16 protein-coding genes are annotated in these 17,951 nt (G+C 64.8%); 9 read left to right on the forward strand and 7 right to left on the reverse strand.

What is annotated here, in order from left to right:
* Positions 1 to 23 precede the first annotated feature (23 nt).
* Genes RAD16_RS24465 through RAD16_RS24480 form a run of 4 tightly spaced genes read right to left on the reverse strand, consistent with a single transcriptional unit; the run spans position 24 to position 3,254 of the window.
* Positions 24 to 485, reverse strand: a complete 462-nt coding sequence (locus RAD16_RS24465) for a chemotaxis protein CheW (RefSeq protein ID WP_458160407.1) — start codon at positions 483 to 485, stop codon at positions 24 to 26.
* Positions 485 to 2,569 (reverse strand): chemotaxis protein CheA, encoded by a 2,085-nt coding sequence (locus RAD16_RS24470; RefSeq protein ID WP_458160408.1) that lies wholly within the window; start codon positions 2,567 to 2,569, stop codon positions 485 to 487. The genes RAD16_RS24465 and RAD16_RS24470 overlap by 1 nt, the downstream gene beginning before the upstream one ends.
* Complete coding sequence (locus RAD16_RS24475; RefSeq protein WP_458160409.1) at positions 2,566 to 2,931, reverse strand: response regulator; 366 nt, start codon at positions 2,929 to 2,931, stop codon at positions 2,566 to 2,568. The genes RAD16_RS24470 and RAD16_RS24475 overlap by 4 nt, the downstream gene beginning before the upstream one ends.
* Positions 2,931 to 3,254, reverse strand: coding sequence for an STAS domain-containing protein (locus RAD16_RS24480; protein WP_458160410.1), 324 nt, complete (start codon positions 3,252 to 3,254; stop codon positions 2,931 to 2,933). Before RAD16_RS24480 ends, RAD16_RS24475 begins: the two co-directional genes overlap by 1 nt.
* A 287-nt stretch (positions 3,255 to 3,541) precedes the next feature.
* Here RAD16_RS24480 and RAD16_RS24485 point away from each other — a divergent pair, with 287 nt between their 5' ends.
* The 3 genes from RAD16_RS24485 to RAD16_RS24495 all read left to right on the forward strand — a co-directional run bounded on the left by RAD16_RS24485 (position 3,542) and on the right by RAD16_RS24495 (position 7,700).
* The gene (locus RAD16_RS24485; protein ID WP_458160411.1) at positions 3,542 to 4,675 is read left to right on the forward strand and encodes a response regulator; all 1,134 of its coding nucleotides are present in this window, start codon (positions 3,542 to 3,544) and stop codon (positions 4,673 to 4,675) included.
* Between the two features lie 183 nt (positions 4,676 to 4,858).
* A complete protein-coding gene (locus tag RAD16_RS24490) occupies positions 4,859 to 5,530 on the forward strand; it encodes a hypothetical protein (RefSeq protein WP_458160412.1) in 672 nt (223 codons plus the stop codon).
* Positions 5,531 to 5,549: 19 nt separating this feature from the next.
* The gene (locus RAD16_RS24495) at positions 5,550 to 7,700 is read left to right on the forward strand and encodes a CHASE2 domain-containing protein (protein WP_458160413.1); all 2,151 of its coding nucleotides are present in this window, start codon (positions 5,550 to 5,552) and stop codon (positions 7,698 to 7,700) included.
* A 30-nt stretch (positions 7,701 to 7,730) separates the two neighbouring features.
* Here RAD16_RS24495 and pobA read toward each other — a convergent pair whose 3' ends face one another.
* A complete protein-coding gene (gene pobA, locus RAD16_RS24500; protein ID WP_458160414.1) occupies positions 7,731 to 8,903 on the reverse strand; it encodes a 4-hydroxybenzoate 3-monooxygenase in 1,173 nt (390 codons plus the stop codon).
* A gap of 50 nt (positions 8,904 to 8,953) precedes the next feature.
* Here pobA and RAD16_RS24505 point away from each other — a divergent pair, with 50 nt between their 5' ends.
* The 3 genes from RAD16_RS24505 to RAD16_RS24515 all read left to right on the forward strand — a co-directional run bounded on the left by RAD16_RS24505 (position 8,954) and on the right by RAD16_RS24515 (position 12,299).
* On the forward strand, positions 8,954 to 9,856 hold the full coding sequence (locus tag RAD16_RS24505; protein WP_458160415.1) for a helix-turn-helix domain-containing protein: 903 nt from the start codon (positions 8,954 to 8,956) through the stop codon (positions 9,854 to 9,856).
* A 287-nt stretch (positions 9,857 to 10,143) separates the two neighbouring features.
* Positions 10,144 to 11,349 (forward strand): elongation factor Tu, encoded by a 1,206-nt coding sequence (gene tuf / locus RAD16_RS24510; protein WP_458160416.1) that lies wholly within the window; start codon positions 10,144 to 10,146, stop codon positions 11,347 to 11,349.
* A gap of 338 nt (positions 11,350 to 11,687) precedes the next feature.
* Positions 11,688 to 12,299 carry a LabA-like NYN domain-containing protein gene (locus RAD16_RS24515; protein WP_458160417.1) on the forward strand — a complete coding sequence of 204 codons (612 nt, stop codon included), beginning with the start codon at positions 11,688 to 11,690 and terminating at the stop codon, positions 12,297 to 12,299.
* A gap of 25 nt (positions 12,300 to 12,324) precedes the next feature.
* Here RAD16_RS24515 and pcaG read toward each other — a convergent pair whose 3' ends face one another.
* Together pcaG and pcaH are read right to left on the reverse strand one after the other, a co-directional pair.
* Complete coding sequence (gene pcaG, locus RAD16_RS24520; RefSeq protein WP_458160418.1) at positions 12,325 to 12,951, reverse strand: protocatechuate 3,4-dioxygenase subunit alpha; 627 nt, start codon at positions 12,949 to 12,951, stop codon at positions 12,325 to 12,327.
* Positions 12,952 to 12,955: 4 nt separating this feature from the next.
* The gene (gene pcaH / locus RAD16_RS24525; RefSeq protein WP_458160419.1) at positions 12,956 to 13,744 is read right to left on the reverse strand and encodes a protocatechuate 3,4-dioxygenase subunit beta; all 789 of its coding nucleotides are present in this window, start codon (positions 13,742 to 13,744) and stop codon (positions 12,956 to 12,958) included.
* Positions 13,745 to 13,844: 100 nt separating this feature from the next.
* Between pcaH and RAD16_RS24530 the strand changes: the two genes are divergently transcribed.
* From RAD16_RS24530 to RAD16_RS24540, 3 genes are all read left to right on the forward strand, one after another.
* Positions 13,845 to 14,765: a LysR family transcriptional regulator gene (locus RAD16_RS24530; protein ID WP_458160420.1), complete on the forward strand. Its 921-nt coding sequence runs from the start codon at positions 13,845 to 13,847 to the stop codon at positions 14,763 to 14,765.
* 307 nt (positions 14,766 to 15,072) lie between these two features.
* The gene (gene pncB, locus RAD16_RS24535; protein WP_458160421.1) at positions 15,073 to 16,377 is read left to right on the forward strand and encodes a nicotinate phosphoribosyltransferase; all 1,305 of its coding nucleotides are present in this window, start codon (positions 15,073 to 15,075) and stop codon (positions 16,375 to 16,377) included.
* Between the two features lie 242 nt (positions 16,378 to 16,619).
* Positions 16,620 to 17,936, forward strand: a complete 1,317-nt coding sequence (locus RAD16_RS24540; protein ID WP_458160422.1) for a GGDEF domain-containing protein — start codon at positions 16,620 to 16,622, stop codon at positions 17,934 to 17,936.
* The last annotated feature ends 15 nt before the right edge of the window (positions 17,937 to 17,951 follow it).

The following is a 17,951-nucleotide window of genomic DNA, read 5'->3' on the forward strand; positions in this document are numbered from 1 at the left end:
GATCTCGCCCCCGAGACCTCATTTCAATTCAGGATGCGTTCCATGTTGGGAACGATGACGAACTCTTCGCGCCACTTCGCGATGAAGCGAATGAACTCCGGCTTCCAGTGCATGCCGACGCGCGGCGTCTGCTGCACGTCGGTCTGCGAAATTTCCGTGACCTCGTAGACCTTGTCGGCGGTGACGCCGACCAGCACCGGCTCGCCGTCGAGCTGCAGCTCGATGACCACGATGCGGGTATCGGCGGAATCGTCGAGCTGCGGCATGCCGAAACGGATGCGCAAATCGGCGAGCGGGATGACGTTGCCGCGCACGTTGATGACGCTGGGAACGAAGGCGCGCGCACCCGCCACCTTGGTGACAGGGACGGGATCGATGATCTCGCGGACGAGGCCCGCGTCGAGCGCGAACTTCTCCTCGCCGAGCCCGATCATCACGACCTGCATCGCGTCAGCCTGATGTCCGCCAGCCAAACCTTCGTTCATCACGCCGCCTCGCTGATGTGCTGCTTCTCGACTTTCGACTGCGCCAGCGTGACGAGCTGCGCGACGTCGAGGATCAGCGCCGCCGTGCCGTCACCCAAAATCGTCGCGCCGGAGAAGATCGTGACGTCGGAATGCAGCTTGGAGAGCGACTTGATCACGGTCTGGTGGTTGCCGATGATCTGGTCGGCGACCAGGCCGACGCGGGTCTCGCCGGTCGAGATGATGATGGTCTTCTGGTGCCGGTCGGGCGTGCCCGACGACGCCATGATCTCGCGCAGGCGCAGGAACGGCACGAGGTTGCCGCGCACGTTGAGGAAGTTGCGGCCGCGCGAGCGCTCGTCCTCGGCGGTCAGCTCGACGCATTCCTCCACCGCCGACAGCGGAATGATGTAGCGGCCCTCGCCGACGCGGATTAAAAGACCTTCGATGATCGCCAGCGTCAGCGGCAGGCGCAGCGTCACCGTGGTGCCCTGGCCCGGCTTGGTCGACAGGTCGATCGTGCCGCGCATGTTCTCGATGGTGCGCTTGACCACGTCCATGCCGACGCCGCGACCCGACAGCGCCGAGATGGTCTGCGCGGTCGAGAAGCCCGGGTGGAACAGGAACTGGTGGATCTCGTGATCGGTCAGCACGGCGCCGGCCGCGATCAGGCCCTGCTCTTCCGCCTTGGCGCGGATGCGCGCGGTGTTGAGGCCGCCGCCATTGTCCCTGACGGTGACGAGAACCTGCGCGCCGGAATGAACGGCGGCGAGCTCGATGCGACCCTGCTCGGACTTGCCGTTGGCCGCACGGGTCGCGTTGTCCTCGATGCCGTGGTCGATGGCGTTGCGGATCAGATGCACCAGCGGATCAGCCAGGCACTCGATCATGGTCTTGTCGAGCTCGGTGTCCTCGCCCGTGGTGACGAAATCGACCGGCTTCGACAGATCGCGCGACAGATCATGCACGAGGCGACGGAAGCGGCCGAACAGCGAGCCGATCGGCACCATGCGCGCGCCCATCGTGGTGTCGCGCAGGGAGGACGCGAGGCGTTCGATTTCCTCGGCAATCATCTTGATCGAGAGATCGGAGCCGGAGGCAGCGAGCTGGGTCAACCGGGCCTGGGCAATGACGAGCTCGCCGACCCGGTCCATCAATTCGTCGAGGCGCTCGGCCTGGACGCGGACGGTGGCGATGCCGCGGTCCTGCTTGGCGTCCTCGCGGCGCGCGGGCGCGGCTTCACGCTTCGGCTCGGGCGCGACTTCAGCCTTTGCAACCGGCTGTTCGGCCACGGGCGCAGCAACAGGAGCAGGAGCAGCCGCCGGCGCGGGCATCTCGGCCGCCGGCTCCTCGTCGAGAAGATTGAGCAGCGGCATCGGCGCGGGCGCTTCGACATGCTCCAGCGGCGAGAGCGTCAGCTTCATCTCATCCGAGACGAACATGAAGACGTCGTCGATCGCGTCCTTGTCGCAGGCCGCGTGCAGCTTGACGTCCCACTTCAGATAGCAGTCTTCCGGTTCCATCTCGTCGAGGAACGGGATGCCGTCGGTGACAGGCACCACGAAGCAGGGACCGAGCTTGCAGAGATCCTCCAGCAGGTCGAGCGGGTTCGAGCCGTTGCGCAGGATGTGGGATTCGAATTCCAGATAGAGGTGCCAGCCGGCCTGCTTGCTCTCAACCGGGGCGGGCGGCGGCGCCGCCGCGATCGCGATGACCGGAGCGGCAGCCTGGTCGGGAAACACGAAGCGCTTGAGGTCGTCGAGGATGGCTTCGCCGATGATGTCGTCGGTCGACTGCGGATCCTCGATCAGCGCGCGGATATAGTCTTTAGCCGCGAGCGCGACCGAGATCAGCTCCTGCGTCGGCTTGATCTCGCCCTTGCGGACGCGATCGAACGCGGTCTCGAATTCGTGGGTGAAGGAGGCGACCTTGTCGAAACCGAACATGGCGCCCGAGCCCTTGATCGTATGCAGGGCGCGGAAGGCGGAATCGACCAGCTCGCGGTCGTCGGGACGCTGGCCGAGATCGAGCAGGGCCCCTTCCAGGACCTCGAACAGCTCGCTGGCTTCCTGGCGAAAGACCTCGGTCGGGTCCATCGCGCTCATGCGCGCACCAGCTTGCCGACCACGGCGAGCAGTTGCTCGGGCTTGAACGGCTTCGTGATCCAGCCGGTGGCGCCGGCGCTCTTCGCTTCCTGCTTCACCGCGTCGTTGGATTCGGTGGTCAGGAAGACAATGGGCATGCCGACCGCGCTCGGCAGCTTACGCAGCGCCCGGATCAGCTCCAGCCCGTTCATGACAGGCATATTGAGGTCAGTGATGACCAGATCGAGCTTGGCGGCCTGCGCCTTGGCGAGCCCTTGCGCGCCGTCGCCGGCCTCGATCACGTTGTGACCGGCCGGCTCGAGCACGACCTTGATCATCTGGCGGATGCTGGGCGAATCGTCGACCGTGAGAATCGTGGCCATCAGGTGCCATCTTTCTTTTGCGGGAAGTGCTGATCGATCATCGCATCGCTGGCGAAGCCGGCGCGGCGAAGGGTGTTGCGCAGAGACTGGGAGAACGATGTGAGCACCACCGGGCGGCCCTGAGCCTCACCCGTCTTGGCGGTCGACAGCAGAAGCTGGATCGATGTCACGTCGGCCTTGTCGACGCTCGAACAATCGATCTCGAGCCGGTCCTGCCGGCCGAAAGCTTCGCGGATCAGGTCATAGACACCGCGGATCACAGCAATGCTGCAATCTGCAGGCAGCCGTAGGGACCACTTCGGCTCAGTGACATCAGACGACATTCGTCCCCCAAAAATTCCGGGGAGCCGCTGCACGCATGACGCGAATCCCGCAAGACGACTATTCGGGACGGAGAGTGTTCAAACCCCTAATGGAGATCACCGTACAACTACGGGTCACAAACCCTAGAACTTCGCGCATGCATGCAAGCGTGCATGGCCCGCTCAATTCTCATGCGTTGTGCGCAGTCTTGAGTCAGTCCGTCACAGCCTAAACGTTTGCTCCGCGTTAAATCGCAATGGCTACTTGTGAAGGTCATGCCTCGCCATCCGAACGAGTCCGGCCGCCGATGCTGACCCAAGCGCTTCTGGTTGATGACAGCCGCTCTGTCCTCAACTTCCTGAAACGTCATATCGAAGCGGAAGGCCAGGTGGAGGCCACCACTTTCCTCGATCCGATCGAGGGGCTGGCCTGTGCGCGCGAACGCGTCTTCGATCTCGTGCTGGTCGACTACGAGATGCCGCATATGGACGGCATCAGCTTCATCCGCGCCTTCCGCACCCTGCCCGGCTGCGCCGACATCCCGATCGCGATGATCACATCGCGACAGACCGATGACGTGAAGATGGAAGCGCTGCAGGCCGGTGCAACCGATTTCTTACCGAAACAGCCACAGAGCGTGGAGATGACGGTGCGCCTGCGCAACCTGGTGCGCCTTGGTGCAGCAATACGCAAGCAGAACGACCGCGCCGCCGATCTTGCGGGCGCGGTCGCCGCCGCGACCCAGAAGCTCGGCGAGCGCGAGGAGGAGATCATCCTGCGGCTCGCGCTCGCGGTCGAGTATCGCGACAACGACACCGGCGAGCACACGCTGCGGGTCGCCCGCTACAGCCGCATCATCGCCGAGCAGCTCGGTCTGCCGGCCCGGCTCTGCCGCGACATCTATCTCGCCGCGCCCCTGCACGACGTCGGCAAGGTCGCCATTCCCGACAACATCCTGCTCAAGCCCGGCAAGCTGACCGACGACGAAATGACGGTGATCCGCACCCATGCGACGATCGGCGAGAAGATCCTGGCAGACTCCAGCTGCGAGCTGATCCAGCTCGGCGCGCAAATTGCCGCAGGCCATCACGAGCGCTGGGACGGTGCCGGCTATCCCAACGGCCTCAAGGCCGACGAGATTCCGGTCGCCGCGCGCGTCGTCGCGGTCGCCGACGTGTTCGACGCCCTGACGACGCGGCGCCCATATAAAGAGCCGATGCCGCTCGAGGTCGCCCGCAACTATCTGGTCGAGCACCAGGGCCGTCAGTTCGACCCGGCCTGTGTCGAGGCCTTCCTGTCGCGCTGGGATGAGGTCGTGGAGATCGCCGCCGGGCAGCAGGCGCCATATAAGAAGAGTGAAGCCACGCTCGCGCCTGAAATAGAGAGTGCCCCGGAGAACGGTCCCGTCGAGGACCGAACCGAGGCCATCCCGGCCGGCTGATATTAGCCATCCCGCCAACAGCTTGCCGCGGCTCCGTCTTCTCCGGTCGCCGGGTTGAACCTGTTCCTGCTAGAGTGGCACCAAGAAAAAAGAGTGATTCTGATCACACTTGCCTGGGCGCTCCGCTGCTAAGCATCGAACCAGGACGGGGCAATACATCGGTCGAACTGGATGAGAACTCCCATGAAAAGCCTGATCGGCGCCGCTGTCGGCGCGCTCTGCCTTGCGGCCCCCGCTTTGGCGGAGACCCCGGCCGCGATCGTCGAGGACGTGCAGGGCAAGGTCGACGGCATCGCGTTCATGGACTACGTGGCGCCGGGCAAGATCATCAAGCTCGGGCCCAAGGCCAGCATCACGCTCAGCTACCTCAAATCCTGCCAGCGCGAGACCATCAGCGAAGGCGTCGTCCTGGTTGGCGCCGAGCAGAGCACCGTGCAGCTCGGCGAGGTCAAGCGGGAGAAGGTGCCCTGCGATACCAATGCGGCAAAGCTGTCCGAGCGCGAAGCCAACCAGAGCGCCGCGACGACCTTCCGTACCATGCGCTCGGACGCCAAGGGAGCCGCACCGTCCAAGCTGCCGACGCTCTACGGCGTCTCCCCGCTGGTGCAGGCCAAGAGTGGCAGCACGCTGGTGATCGAGCGCACCGACGGCAAGGAGCCCACGATCACCGTGCCGCTCAAGACCGAAGTCATGGTCGGCGGCAAATTCTATGACTTCGCCAAGGCCGGCAAGTCGCTAACCCCGGGTGGCAGCTATCTCGCCATCCTCGGTGCCAAGCGCTACGCCTTCCAGGTCGACGCCAGCGCCACGTCATCGCCGACGCCGATCGTCGGCCGGCTGCTGCGGCTCGAATAGGCAGCCCAGCGACGGGGCGATGCGGCGGATCGGTGGGCGGGACATCGTTGCGGCGATCCTGATTGCGCTCCTCGCGGGCGCGGTCTTCACGTCGCTTCCGCTCCAGACGCTGCAAGGCCTGTCGCTCGACATCCTAACCGCACTGCGCGGCAGGATCGCTCCCGACCGCCGCGATCCAGCGACATCGCCGGTCGTGGTCGTCGCGATCGACGGGGAGACCTACGAGACGCCGCCCTTTAGGGGATCGCCGACGCAAACCTGGACGCGCGAGATCGGCCGGGTGCTCGGCAGCATCACCGAGGGCGGCGCCAAGGTGATCGGCTTCGACGTCATCTTCAAGAACTCGATCGAGCAGTCGGAAATTCCCTTCGGCGATGCGCCGATCGGCGCGCGCATGAGAGGATTCGACCGGGACTATCTGATCGCGCTGCGGCAGATCTCCGACAACGGCAAGCTGGTGCTCGGCGAGATCCTGAGCAACGACCATCCGGAGCCGCCCTACCGCGCGCAGCAACTGGCCGTGCGGAGCAACATCCGCGCACTCAACGTCCACACCGACGCGGACGATGTCATCCGGCGAATGCCGCTCACCTTCTCCATCGACGGCAAGCCGGTGCCCGCGATGGCTGTCGAGCTCGCCGCGCGTGCGCTCGGCGCGAAGGTCGAAATTGCGCCGTCAGGTGCGGCCGAATTGTCCGGCTATGCGCTTCCGAGCGCAGTGCCGAATACGGTGACGCTGAACTTTCGCGGGATGGGCCGCGACGTTCCGGCCTATTCCTTCGCCGATCTGCGCGCTTGCGTCGAGAAGGGTGACCGTGACTTCTTCCGCCGCTCCTTCGACGGCAAGGTCGTCCTGCTCGGTACCATCCTCAATTTCGAGGATCGCAAGCTCACTTCGATGCGCCTTGCGGGCGGATATGACGGAGCGCCGGCCGCGCGGTGCGCCCTGCCCGCGCCCGCAAGCGCCGCAGCGAAGGTCCGCAGCGACGTCGCCGGCGTCTTCGTGCACGCCGCCGTGGTCCGCAACCTGATCGAGCGCGACGCCGTCACCGAGCTCGGTTTCCCCTTAAGGACCATTCTCACCATCCTCTTCGCAGCGGTCATCGCCTGCGCGGCCTGCATGCTCGCGCCTGGCGGCGCGCTGATCGCCTGGCTCGGCCTCACCGCCGTTTACACCGCCGTCGCCACCGGCGCTTTCGTCCATGCCGTGGCGCTGCCGCTGACCGAGCCTGCGCTTGCGAGCCTTTCGGCACTCGCGATGATGATCGGCTATCGCTTCGTGCTGGCCGATCGCGACGAACGGTTCCTGCGCAAGAGCTTTGCCTTCTATCTCGCACCGGAAGTGATCAACAGCATGGTCGCCTCGGGCAAGATGCCCGCGCTCGGCGGCGAGATGCGCAACGTGACCATGTTCTTCTCCGACCTCAGCGGCTTCTCCTCGATCGCGGAGACGATGACGCCGGGCGAGCTGGTGACGCTGATGAATGAGTATCTCTCGGCCATGACCGACATCATTGAAGGCCATGGCGGCTATGTCGACAAGTATATCGGCGATTCCATCGTCGCGATGTTCGGTGCGCCCGCCGACGATCCCGCGCACGCGCGCAACGCCGTGCATGCCGCGCTGAAGTGCCACGAGAAGCTGGCGGAGCTCAACGCTCATAATCCCGCCTTCGCCGGCCACGGCCTGTCGCATCGCATCGGCCTCAACAGCGGCGAAGCCGTGGTCGGCAATATCGGCTCCCGTCGCCGCTTCAACTACACCGTGATGAGCGACACCGTGAACGTCGCCTCGCGGCTGGAGGGCGCCAACAAATATTACGGCACCGCGATCATGGCCTCGGAAACGACCATGGCGCAGAGCGACGACGTTTTCGCCTGGCGCGAGCTCGACGCGATCAGGGTGATGGGGCGCGGCGAGGCGATCAAGGTGTTCGAGCCGCTGGCGGAGAAGAACGCGGAGAGCGCCGCGAAGGCGAAGACGGCCGCGGCGTATGCGGAGGGGCTCGCCCATTGGCGCGCGCGGGAATTTGCGCAGGCAGCTGACGCATTCGGACGGACGGCAGAGACCGATCCTGCGTCGGCGCTGTTCGCCAGGCGCGCGGAGGTCCTCAGCGTAAATCCACCGCCTTCGGACTGGACACCGGTCAATACGCTGGAAGGGAAGTAGCTCTCTTACGCTCCTCAAGCGAGGCGGCCGCTAGAACGGCAGCCCGACATAATTCTCCGCGAGCAGCCGCTGCGCCGTCTCGGATGAGAGCAGATAGTCCAGCTCCGTCTGCTGGAGCCGATCCTCATAATCGAACCGGTCGGGGAAGCGATGCAGCAGCATCGTCATCCACCACGAAAAGCGCTGCGCCTTCCAGATCCGCGCCAAGGCCTTGGCGGAATAGCCCGCAAGGCCGGAATCGTCGCCGCGCTGATAGTGTGCGAGCATGGCGTGGTAGAGATAATAGATGTCGGACGCGGCGCTGTTCAGCCCGCGCGCGCCGGTCGGCGGCACGATGTGGGCGGCATCGCCGGCGAGGAACAGGCGGCCGTAGCTCATCGGCTCGGCGACGAAGCTGCGCAGCGGTGCGATGCTCTTCTCGATCGACGGACCCGTGATCAGGCGGCCGGCGACCTCGTCCGGCAAACGGTGCTTCAGCTCGGCCCAGAACGCATCGTCGCTCCAGTCCTCGACCTTGTCGGTCAGCGGCACCTGGATGTAGTAGCGGCTCAACACCTGCGAGCGCAGCGAACACAGCGCAAAGCCGCGCTCGTGCTTCACATAGATGAGCTCGGGCGACACCGGCTTGGTGCGCGACAGCACCCCTAACCAACCGAACGGATAGACCTTCTCGTATTCGCGCAGCACGTCCTTCGGGATCGACCTGCGGCTGACGCCGTGAAAGCCGTCGGCGCCGACGATGTAATCGCAATCGATGCGGACGATCTCTTCGTTCGACCGGTAGGTCACGTAGGGCTGGTCCGACGTCAGATCGTGCGGCGTCACGGCCTCGGCATTGTGGAAGACCTTGCCGCCTAGCCGGTCGCGCGCCTCATAGAGATCGCGCGTCAGCTCGGTCTGGCCATAGACCAGCACCGAATTGCCGCCGGAATGCCTGTGCAGGTCGATGTGGGAGAGCCTGCCGTCATGGGCGATCTCGAACCCGCCGTGGATCTCGCCCTCCCGGTCCATCCGCTCGCCGCACTGCGCCTCGCGCATCAGCTTTGCAAAGCCGTGCTCCAGCACGCCGGCGCGGATGCGGGCCAGCACGTGGTCGCGGCTGTATTTCTCCAGCACGACCGTGTCGATGCCCTTCAGGTGCAAGAGCTGGGACAACAGCAATCCCGATGGCCCACCGCCGATGATGCAGACCTGAACCTTCATTTTTGCGTCCTCCCGTCGGCACTTTTTTGCAGATTCAGCCCTGCGAACCGATGGAGGCTTTCGCCTTTGTCTTGTACTATTCGAACATGAGAAGCGCGGCGTCCGCCCCGGCGATCCGGGTCTACAATCTGTTCGGCGAGTCCGGCGATCTGCCCGACGTCGTGCATTGCGAGACGATCGCGTCCCGCTCGGTGCTGCACGACTGGACCCTGGCCGTGCATCGCCATGCCCGGCTTCATCAGGTGCTGCTGATCGAGCGCGGCGGCGGCGAGGCGACGCTCGAGGGGCGCGTGGTGCCGCTCAAACCGATGCAGATCGTCAACGTGCCGGTCGGCCACGTCCACGGCTTCCGCTTCGAGCCCGACACGCAAGGCTGGGTGCTGACCATCGCCGCCGAGATCCTGGACGAGGCGCTGCTCGCCGCCGAAGGCCTGCGCGGAGCCCTGTCGCGATCGGCCGTGGTGCGCGGCACGCCGCAGATCCGCACCACCATGAAGCAGATCTTTGCCGAGCACGCCGCGCGTGAGTTCGGCCGCGCCCATGTGCTGCGCGCGCTGTCGTCGGCCACGATCGGGCTGGTGGCACGCGCGCTCACCGCCGAGAGCGGCGGCAACGGCACGGCGGAGAGCGGACTGTTCCGCCGCTTCGAGGCGCTGCTGGAGCAGCATCATCTGGAACGCTGGAGCGTTGCGGACTATGCCAAGACGCTGTCGATCACGCCGACCCATCTCAATCGGGTGACGCGGGCAGCGACCGGCGACACCGCCTCGCACCTGATCCTCAACCGCCTGATCCGCGAGGCGCGGCGCAATCTCGTCTACACCAATCTGCCGGTCTCGACGATCGCCTACGCCCTCGGCTTCGAGGATCCCGCCTATTTCAGCCGCGTCTATGCCGCGGCCACGGGCCTGTCGCCGCGCGACTTTCGCGCGCGGCTGCATGGCGGCAAATAGCGCCACCTAAGGTTTTCCCTTGCATAAGGCGCCCGCAGCCCTTATGTACGCGCCTCACTTTGTAATCAGGCAACCGACAATGCGGCAGTCACAGCAAGCATCAGTGCTGATGATGACGGGAGGGCTAATGCCCTCGCCCGCCGTGGATCTGCTTTGCGCCTGAACGAGCGTCACACCTGACAATCGAAGCGGCCCGGAGCGGATACGGCTCCGGGTGCCGAACGAGCTCTCGCGGTGCCCCGAGTCGTGCAAATCCAGCACGGGAGCTCGAGCACCACAGGTGTCCTATGTCCAAAGAGAAGTTCACTCGCCTCAAGCCCAACTGCAACGTGGGCACGATCGGCCATGTGGACCACGGCAAGACGACGCTGACGGCGGCGCTGACGAAGGTCTCGGCCGATTACGGCTGGGGCGCGTTCGTCTCCTATCAGGACGTCGCCAAGGCATCGGCTGCGCAAGGTACGCGTGACGATTCCAAGATCCTGACGATCGCGACGAGCCACGTCGAATTTTCGACCGCGGCGCGGCATTACTCGCATGTCGACTGTCCCGGCCACGCCGATTATGTGAAGAACATGATCACGGGCGCGGCGCAGATGGACGGCGCGATCCTGGTCGTCTCCGCCGTGGACGGCCCGATGCCGCAGACGCGCGAGCATATCCTGCTGGCGCGACAGGTCGGTGTGCCGCGCATCGTGGTGTTCCTGAACAAATGCGATGTCGCGGACGATCCGGAGCTGGTCGATCTCGTCGAGATCGAGGTGCGCGATCTCCTGTCGAAGTATGCTTACGACGGGGACAACGCTCCGGTCATTCGCGGCTCGGCCATCCAGGCGCTGCGCGGCGAGACCGGTCCGTTCGCGGACCAGGCGATCCTGAAGCTGTTCGAGGCGCTCGATCATTTCATCGAGGTGCCCGAGCGGCCAAAGGACCGTCCGTTCCTGATGCCGATCGAGGGCGTCCAGTCGATCTCCGGCCGCGGCACTGTCGTGACCGGGCTGATCGAGCGCGGCACCGTCAAGCTCGGCGACGAGGTCGAGATCGTCGGCCTCGGCGAGACGCGCAAGTCGGTGGTGACGGGCATCGAGACCTACCGGAAGATCCTCGAGCAGGGGCAGGCCGGCGACAATGTCGGCTGCCTGCTGCGCGGAATCGACAGGGAGGCGGTGCAGCGTGGCCAGGTGCTGTCGCGGCCGGGTGCTGCGAAGCCGCACCGGGCGTTCCGGGCGGAAGTTTACGTGCTGACGAAGGACGAAGGCGGGCGGCATACCCCCTTCTTCAAGAACTACCGTCCGCAGTTCTACTTCCGCACGGCCGACGTCACCGGCACCGTCCAGCTCGACGACGGCGTCGAAATGGTGATGCCGGGCGACAGCGCCGAGCTCACGATCGAGCTCAACAAGGCGATCGCGCTCGAAGAGCGGTCGCGCTTCGCGATCCGTGAAGGCAACCGCACCGTCGGTGCGGGTATCGTGACTGCGATCGTGGAGTAACGGATGGGGGCCGGATCAACCGGCCCCCATTCATCGAGCGACGAACCGGCCGCTTGAGCGACCACTTACCTTCGTATATGGCGTCCCATCCTTTGGATAGGAGCCGCTTACCTCCGTACAATTGAGCGGGGAATGCGCGTGCCTTAGCGTGTCTGCATTCGGCGCCCCGGCGCTGGTGGCATGGAACCTCCCTAACCTTGGCGCAAGACGGCCACCCCTGTCCGGTCGTCTGCGCTGCTTTTTCAGCAAGCCATCGGCGCTTCAATGTTGTCCGGCCGACACGCCGCGCCTGGCGGCTGGACCGGGAACTTTCGCGCAGGACTGGAGATCTGTGCAAAATGTCTTCACTCCAGAAGATCGCACTCTTTATCGATGGCTCCAACCTCTATGCCACCTCCAAGGCGCTCGGCTTCGACATCGACTACAGGCGTCTGCTCGGCGAATTTCAAAGCCGAGGCGCGCTGTTGCGGGCCTTCTACTACACCACCGTCATCGAGGATCAGGAGTATTCGTCGATCCGCCCGTTGATCGACTGGCTCGACTATAACGGCTACACCGTCGTCACCAAGTTCGCCAAGGAGTACGTCGACGCCACCACCGGCCGCCGCAAGGTGAGGGGCAGCATGGATGTCGACCTCGCGGTGAGTGCGATGGAGCTTGCCGAGCACGTCAATCAGATCGTGTTGTTCTCGGGCGACGGGGACTTTCGTTCGCTGGTGCAAGCCCTGCAACGCCGCGGTGTCCGCGTGACGGTTGTCTCGACGCTCTCTACTCAGCCCCCCATGGTCGCCGACGATTTACGCCGACAAGCGGACATATTCATTGACTTGGCAGAACTGAAACCAAAAGTGGGGCGCGATCCGGTCGAGCGGCCGGTATCGCGCGAGATGCGTCAGTTACCGCAATTCCTCGCGCGCGGAACGATCCATCGCGACGACCGCGTGGAGTGATCCCTGCGGGACGGCCGCCGGCCCCTCAGACATCGAAGAACACGGTCTCCTCGGGCCCCTGCAGATTGATCGTGAAGGAATACACGACCTTGCCGGCGCGCTCGCTGCGCGTGGCGATCAGCGTCTTGCGGCGCACCGCCGGCTCGACCAGGTTGAGCACGGGATCGGCAGCGTTGGCGGCCTCCTCATCGGAGAAATAAAGCCGCGTGTTGAGACCGATGTTGATGCCGCGCGCGACGATCCAGACATTGACGTGCGGCGCGCATTTGCGGCCGGTCTTGTCGGTGATGGCGCCGGGCTTGATGGTCTCGAAGGTGACGAGGCCGCTGTCGAAATCCGAGCCCCCGCGGCCCCAGCCGCGAAACTCCTCGTCCAGCGCGCCGGCCGAGCGATCGGACGGGTGGTTGTAACGGCCGCTCGCGTTGGCCTGCCAGATCTCGAGCAACACATCACGCAGCGGCGAACCGCTGCCGTCGAGCACCCTGCCCTCCAGCGTGATGCGTTCGCCCTGCGTGTTCGGCGTCACCAGCACGTTTGAGAAATTCTTCTCGAAGATGTCGAAGCCCGCCATGGCCGGGATCAGGCCGATATGGACGTAGGGCCCGGCGGTCTGCGAGGCGGTTTCCTTGAGATAGTTGAGCGGCTGCGGCATGGACTCAGTTCCCCGCGGTGCGATTTTCAAAATAGGTCGAACGCCGGCCGCGCAGCACGATGTCGAAGCGGTAGGCGAGCGAGTCGAACGGTGTCGAGGCATTGAGATCGAGCGGCGCAACGAGACGGTCGAGCGCGTCCTTGTCCGGGATCGTGGTCAGGATCGGGCAGACCGGGATCAGCGGATCCCCCTCGAAATACATCTGCGTGATCAGGCGCTGCGCAAAACCCGAGCCGAATACCGAGAAGTGGATATGGGCGGGGCGCCAGCTGTTGACATAGTTGCGCCAGGGATAGGGGCCCGGCTTCACGGTGCGGAAATAGTAGTAGCCGGTGTCGTCGGTCAGCGCGCGACCGCAGCCGCCGAAATTCGGATCGATCGGCGCCAGATACGTATCCTTCTTGTGCCGGTAGCGGCCGCCGGCATTGGCCTGCCAGAACTCGACCAGCGTGTTCGGCACGCCGCGGCCAGTCTCGTCCAGCACGCGGCCATGGACGATGATGCGCTCGCCGACGGGGTCGCCATCCCTGGCGTAGTTGCGGATCAGATCGTTATCGAGCGGACCGAGATCGTTGTGGCCGAACACCGGACCCGTGATTTCGGAGACAGAGTTCTCCAGCGACAGCAGCGCCTGCCGCGGCGAGCGCAGCACCGAGGATTTGTAACCGGGCGCATGCGCCGGCGGATGGATGGAGCGGTCGCGCTGGAAGAAGCCACCGTCGCCGAGCGGCGGCATCAACGGCTCGGGGCGATTGAGGCGGGGATCCTGCAGGACTGGCGCCTGGGCATTCATCGTGTCTCTCCCTGGGGCGCCCGGGTCGGGGCGCGCGCTTATCGGGGAGATCATGGGCCGGGCTATTCCACAGATAAATAGATTGATTATAATATATTGCATGAAGAAAATCGATCATTTGGCCCTCGACGGCCATGCCCTCGAACTGTTCCTCGCCGTGCTGGAGGAAGGCTCGGTGACGGCGGCGGCAACGCGGCTCGGCCTGACGCAGTCGGCCGTGAGCCACGGCCTCAACAAGCTGCGGCGCATCGCCGGCGATCCGCTGTTCGCGAAGTCCGGCCGCGGCATCGTCGCCACCGCGCATGCCCAGGCCCTCGCAGCGAAGGCGCGCGCGCTGATCGACGAGATGCGCAGCTTTGCCGGCGGCGTCAGCTTCGTGCCAGCGCAGGCCCAGCTCTCGTTGACGATCGCCGCCAACGACTTCCAGCGCGACCTGCTGCTGCCGCGCTTCTTCGGCCATGTCGCCGGACAGGTGAAGGGCCTGAACCTGCGGGTGATCCCCTCGCAATCGCCCTCGCCCGCGATGCTGCGCGAGAACCGCTGCGATCTCCTGGTCACGCCGCTGCCGCCGTCCGGTGTCGATATCGTGCAGAAACGCCTGCTGCAGGATCATTACGTCTGCTACTACGACGCCAAGGCGCGCGCCGCACCATCCGGCCGCGCCGCCTATCTTGCCGCGCGTCACATCACGGTCGTCTACACCGACAACGAGCGGCTCGACTTCGACCGCAGGCTGGCGGCGAACGGATTTCACCGCGATATCGCGATCTCGGTGCCGAGCTTCTCCGGGGTGCCGTCGTTCCTGCTCGGCTCGCAGATGCTCGCGAGCATGCCGAGCCTGCTGGCCTCCGGCGTGATGGGAGGATTCGCACATGTGCGGATTCCACTCGCCTCGCGCACGCGGACGCTGGCCGAGCTTCCGATGTTCATGGTCTGGCACCAGCGCTACCAGAAAGACCCGGCGCATCGCTGGATCAGGAATCAGCTCGAGGTTGTCGCGGCGACGGCTGCGGGCGGCTGAACATCGACTGCGTCCGATCGGCCACACCGCAGTCCGGAAATACGTCACCGAATACGATGACCAACCGAGTTCAACCGTATGATTGATGCGAGGTCCGCAATTCCGCGCCACGGTCCCGCCGCTGGTGGGACGAGGTGAAGACAACCAAAAAGACTTTTGCAATGCTGAAATCACGGGGCGGACGCGCAAAGGCTCAGCCTGCCAGAGCCGCGCCCCGCGTTCCTCGCCCCGCCGGTCGGCCCAAGCGGTGGCCAGCCCCTCGCCAAACCCACTGGTTGCGCGAGGGCGGCCACGCTAGAATTCGCCCATGACAGTGACCGATATTGCGAGCCGGACCTACAATCACAGCTGGCGGCTGGACCCCATCATCCGCAGCCTGCTTGATACCGACTTCTACAAGCTATTGATGTTGCAGATGATTCGGGAAGATTACCCGGATCAGCAAGTGACCTTCTCGGTCATCAACCGCTCGCGCCATGTGCGGCTCGCCGAGATCATCGACGAGGGCGAGCTGCGCGCCCAGCTCGACCACGCCCGTACCATCCGCTTCAGCAAGAAAGAGCTGATCTGGCTGGCCGGTAACACCTTCTACGGCAAGACCCACATGTTCTCGGCGGATTTCATCCGCTGGCTGGCCGAATTCCGGCTGCCCGAATACGAGCTGCGCAAGGTCGAGGGCCAGTACGAGCTGCACTTCCACGGGCCGTGGACCCACACCACGATGTGGGAAATCCCGGCGCTCGCCATCCTCAACGAGCTGCGTTCGCGCGCGGCGATGAAGGGCCGCGGCCGCTTCGAGCTCGACGTGCTCTATGCCCGCGCCAAGGCCAAGCTGTGGACCAAGGTCGAGCGGCTGCGCAAGCTGGAGAATTTGCGGCTCTCCGATTTCGGCACTCGTCGCCGCCACGGCTTCCTCTGGCAGCGCTGGTGCGTCGAGGCCGTGAAGGAAGGGCTGGGCTCGTCCTTCATCGGCACCTCCAACGTGCTGCTCGCGATGGACAACGACCTCGAAGCCATCGGCACCAACGCACATGAGCTGCCGATGGTCGCCGCCGCGCTCGCCAAGGACGACGAGGAATTGCGCTGGGCGCCCTATCGCATTCTCGACCAGTGGCGCCAGACCTATGGCGGCAACCTCCTGATCGCGCTGCCTGACGCTTTCGGCACAAAAGCCTTCCTGCGCGATGCGCCGGAATGGGTCGCCGACTGGACCGGCTTCCGCCCCGACAGCGCGCCGCCGATCCAGGCCGGCGAGGAGATCGTCGCCTGGTGGAAGAAGAAGGGCCGCAATCCCAGCGACAAGCTGCTTGTGTTCTCCGACGCGATGGACGTCGGTTCGATCGAGGAGACCTATCACCACTTCTCAGGCCGGGTGCGGCTCTCCTTCGGCTGGGGCACCAACCTCACCAACGACTTCGTCGGCTGCACGCCCGACGGCTCGTTCAACCTCGATCCGATCTCGCTGGTCTGCAAGGTGTCGTCGGTGGACGGCCACCCCGCAGTCAAGCTCTCCGACAATCCGGAGAAGGCCACAGGCCTGCCCTCGGAGATCGAGCGTTATTTGCGCGTGTTCGGCGACGCCGGCCGCGTGCGCAAGCCGGTGCTGGTCTAACCCTCCGAATTCTCTCAATCGAGTAAATCGATAAGACCGGATTCGCGGCATCGGCGCGGCGATGCCGCGCCGGTTCCGGCTCGATGGCATTTGCAACGATCTGCGTATATCCGTTTCACAACGCCTTCATCCTGCGATGCAGTCCCCGCATCTTTCAGGTCGAGTTAAGCAACCTTCTCCTCTACTTGGCGTTGCAGGCGCAACGCTCCGGTGGGTCGTTGATCGATTTGGGGAATGCAGAGTTGTTTCGCAGAACAGCGTCTTCGATGAGGGAACGCAGCTTCCTTCACGTCATCAAGCTCGTCTCGCCGTTCGTCATGGTCGTCGTGCTTCAGGCCGCGATCGCGGGCTTCAGCCTCGAGGTGATGACGTCGGTCCGCGCCTATGTCGCGGGCGAGGCGCTATGGTCGCGCTCGCAGAAGAACGCGGTCTATTTCCTCAATCTCTATCTGCATTCGGGCGACAAGAGTCAGTTCGCGCAATACCAGGCCTCGCTCGCCGTTCCCATCGGCGACGAGTTCGCACGCTGGGCGCTCGAAGGTGATCCGGTCGACGTCGAGGCCGCCCGCATCGGCTTCCTGCAAGGCGGCAATCATCCCGACGATGTTCCGGGATTGATCTGGCTGTTTCGCTATTTCAACCGCGTCAGCTTCCTGCAGGAAGCAATCCACGAATGGGCTGCCACCGATCCCATGCTGCTGGAGCTGAGCGTATTCGGCGAGGTGATCCGCTCCGAGCTGGAGAAGAGCCCTGTTCAGGACAGCGGCCGCCTCCAAGTCCTGTCATCGCGGCTTTCGGAGCTCAATGCCCAGTTCACGGTGCATGCCAACCGCTTCTCCACGGTCCTCGGCGAGGGCTCCCGCGCCATCAAGGTCACGCTGACCTGCATCAACATCGCGACCGCTGCGACGCTGATCCTGCTCCTGATCTGGCACACGCGGCGACTGGTGCTGCAACGGCAGGCGTTCGAGAACGCCTTGCATGACGAGAAGGAGCGTCTTGCCTGGCAGGCATCGCACGACTGGCTGACCGGCCTTGCCAACCGCCGCGCTTTCGAGGCACGGCTGCAAAGCGAGCTGGACGATAATGCGACAGGTTCGCTGGGCCTGATCCTGCTCGACCTCGACCAGTTCAAGAACGTCAACGACAGTTGCGGCCATCTTGCCGGCGACCGCCTGCTTTGCCAGGTCTCCAGCCTGCTGCAACAGGACCGGCGACCGCATGATCTGGTGGCCCGGCTCGGCGGCGACGAGTTCGGACTGATCCTGCCGCAGTGCGCGCCCGCGAGCGCCGTCGACATCGCCGAGCGGCTGCGGCGATCGCTCGAGCTGTTCAGCTTTGCCTGGGATGATCGGCTCTTCGCGGTGACCGCCAGCATCGGCGTCACCTGCATCGCCGACCGCAACACCACCCTCGAAGACGCGATGCGGCGGGCGGACGCCGCCTGCTATCGCGCCAAGGAAAAGGGCCGCAATCGGGTGCAGGTCGACACCGCGGGAGCGGACGTCGTCCTCGTCGCCGGCCGGCGGCGCGAAATCGCCGCCGCGCAGGGCTGGTAGCGACAGCGCCTCATC

This window comes from Bradyrhizobium sp. 18BD (genome assembly GCF_054185225.1).

What these genes read in the sequence shown, in the direction of transcription:
- pobA (WP_458160414.1), bottom strand. Translation starts at nt 8,903, where the DNA reads ATGAAGGTTCAGGTCTGCATCATCGGCGGTGGGCCATCGGGATTGCTG.
- RAD16_RS24515 (WP_458160417.1), top strand. Translation starts at nt 11,688, where the DNA reads ATGTCTTCACTCCAGAAGATCGCACTCTTTATCGATGGCTCCAACCTC.
- RAD16_RS24475 (WP_458160409.1), bottom strand. Translation starts at nt 2,931, where the DNA reads ATGGCCACGATTCTCACGGTCGACGATTCGCCCAGCATCCGCCAGATG.
- RAD16_RS24530 (WP_458160420.1), top strand. Translation starts at nt 13,845, where the DNA reads ATGAAGAAAATCGATCATTTGGCCCTCGACGGCCATGCCCTCGAACTG.
- RAD16_RS24490 (WP_458160412.1), top strand. Translation starts at nt 4,859, where the DNA reads ATGAAAAGCCTGATCGGCGCCGCTGTCGGCGCGCTCTGCCTTGCGGCC.
- RAD16_RS24465 (WP_458160407.1), bottom strand. Translation starts at nt 485, where the DNA reads ATGAACGAAGGTTTGGCTGGCGGACATCAGGCTGACGCGATGCAGGTC.
- RAD16_RS24485 (WP_458160411.1), top strand. Translation starts at nt 3,542, where the DNA reads ATGCTGACCCAAGCGCTTCTGGTTGATGACAGCCGCTCTGTCCTCAAC.
- RAD16_RS24505 (WP_458160415.1), top strand. Translation starts at nt 8,954, where the DNA reads ATGGAGGCTTTCGCCTTTGTCTTGTACTATTCGAACATGAGAAGCGCG.
- RAD16_RS24495 (WP_458160413.1), top strand. Translation starts at nt 5,550, where the DNA reads ATGCGGCGGATCGGTGGGCGGGACATCGTTGCGGCGATCCTGATTGCG.
- tuf (WP_458160416.1), top strand. Translation starts at nt 10,144, where the DNA reads ATGTCCAAAGAGAAGTTCACTCGCCTCAAGCCCAACTGCAACGTGGGC.
- RAD16_RS24480 (WP_458160410.1), bottom strand. Translation starts at nt 3,254, where the DNA reads ATGTCGTCTGATGTCACTGAGCCGAAGTGGTCCCTACGGCTGCCTGCA.
- RAD16_RS24470 (WP_458160408.1), bottom strand. Translation starts at nt 2,569, where the DNA reads ATGAGCGCGATGGACCCGACCGAGGTCTTTCGCCAGGAAGCCAGCGAG.
- pncB (WP_458160421.1), top strand. Translation starts at nt 15,073, where the DNA reads ATGACAGTGACCGATATTGCGAGCCGGACCTACAATCACAGCTGGCGG.
- pcaH (WP_458160419.1), bottom strand. Translation starts at nt 13,744, where the DNA reads ATGAATGCCCAGGCGCCAGTCCTGCAGGATCCCCGCCTCAATCGCCCC.
- pcaG (WP_458160418.1), bottom strand. Translation starts at nt 12,951, where the DNA reads ATGCCGCAGCCGCTCAACTATCTCAAGGAAACCGCCTCGCAGACCGCC.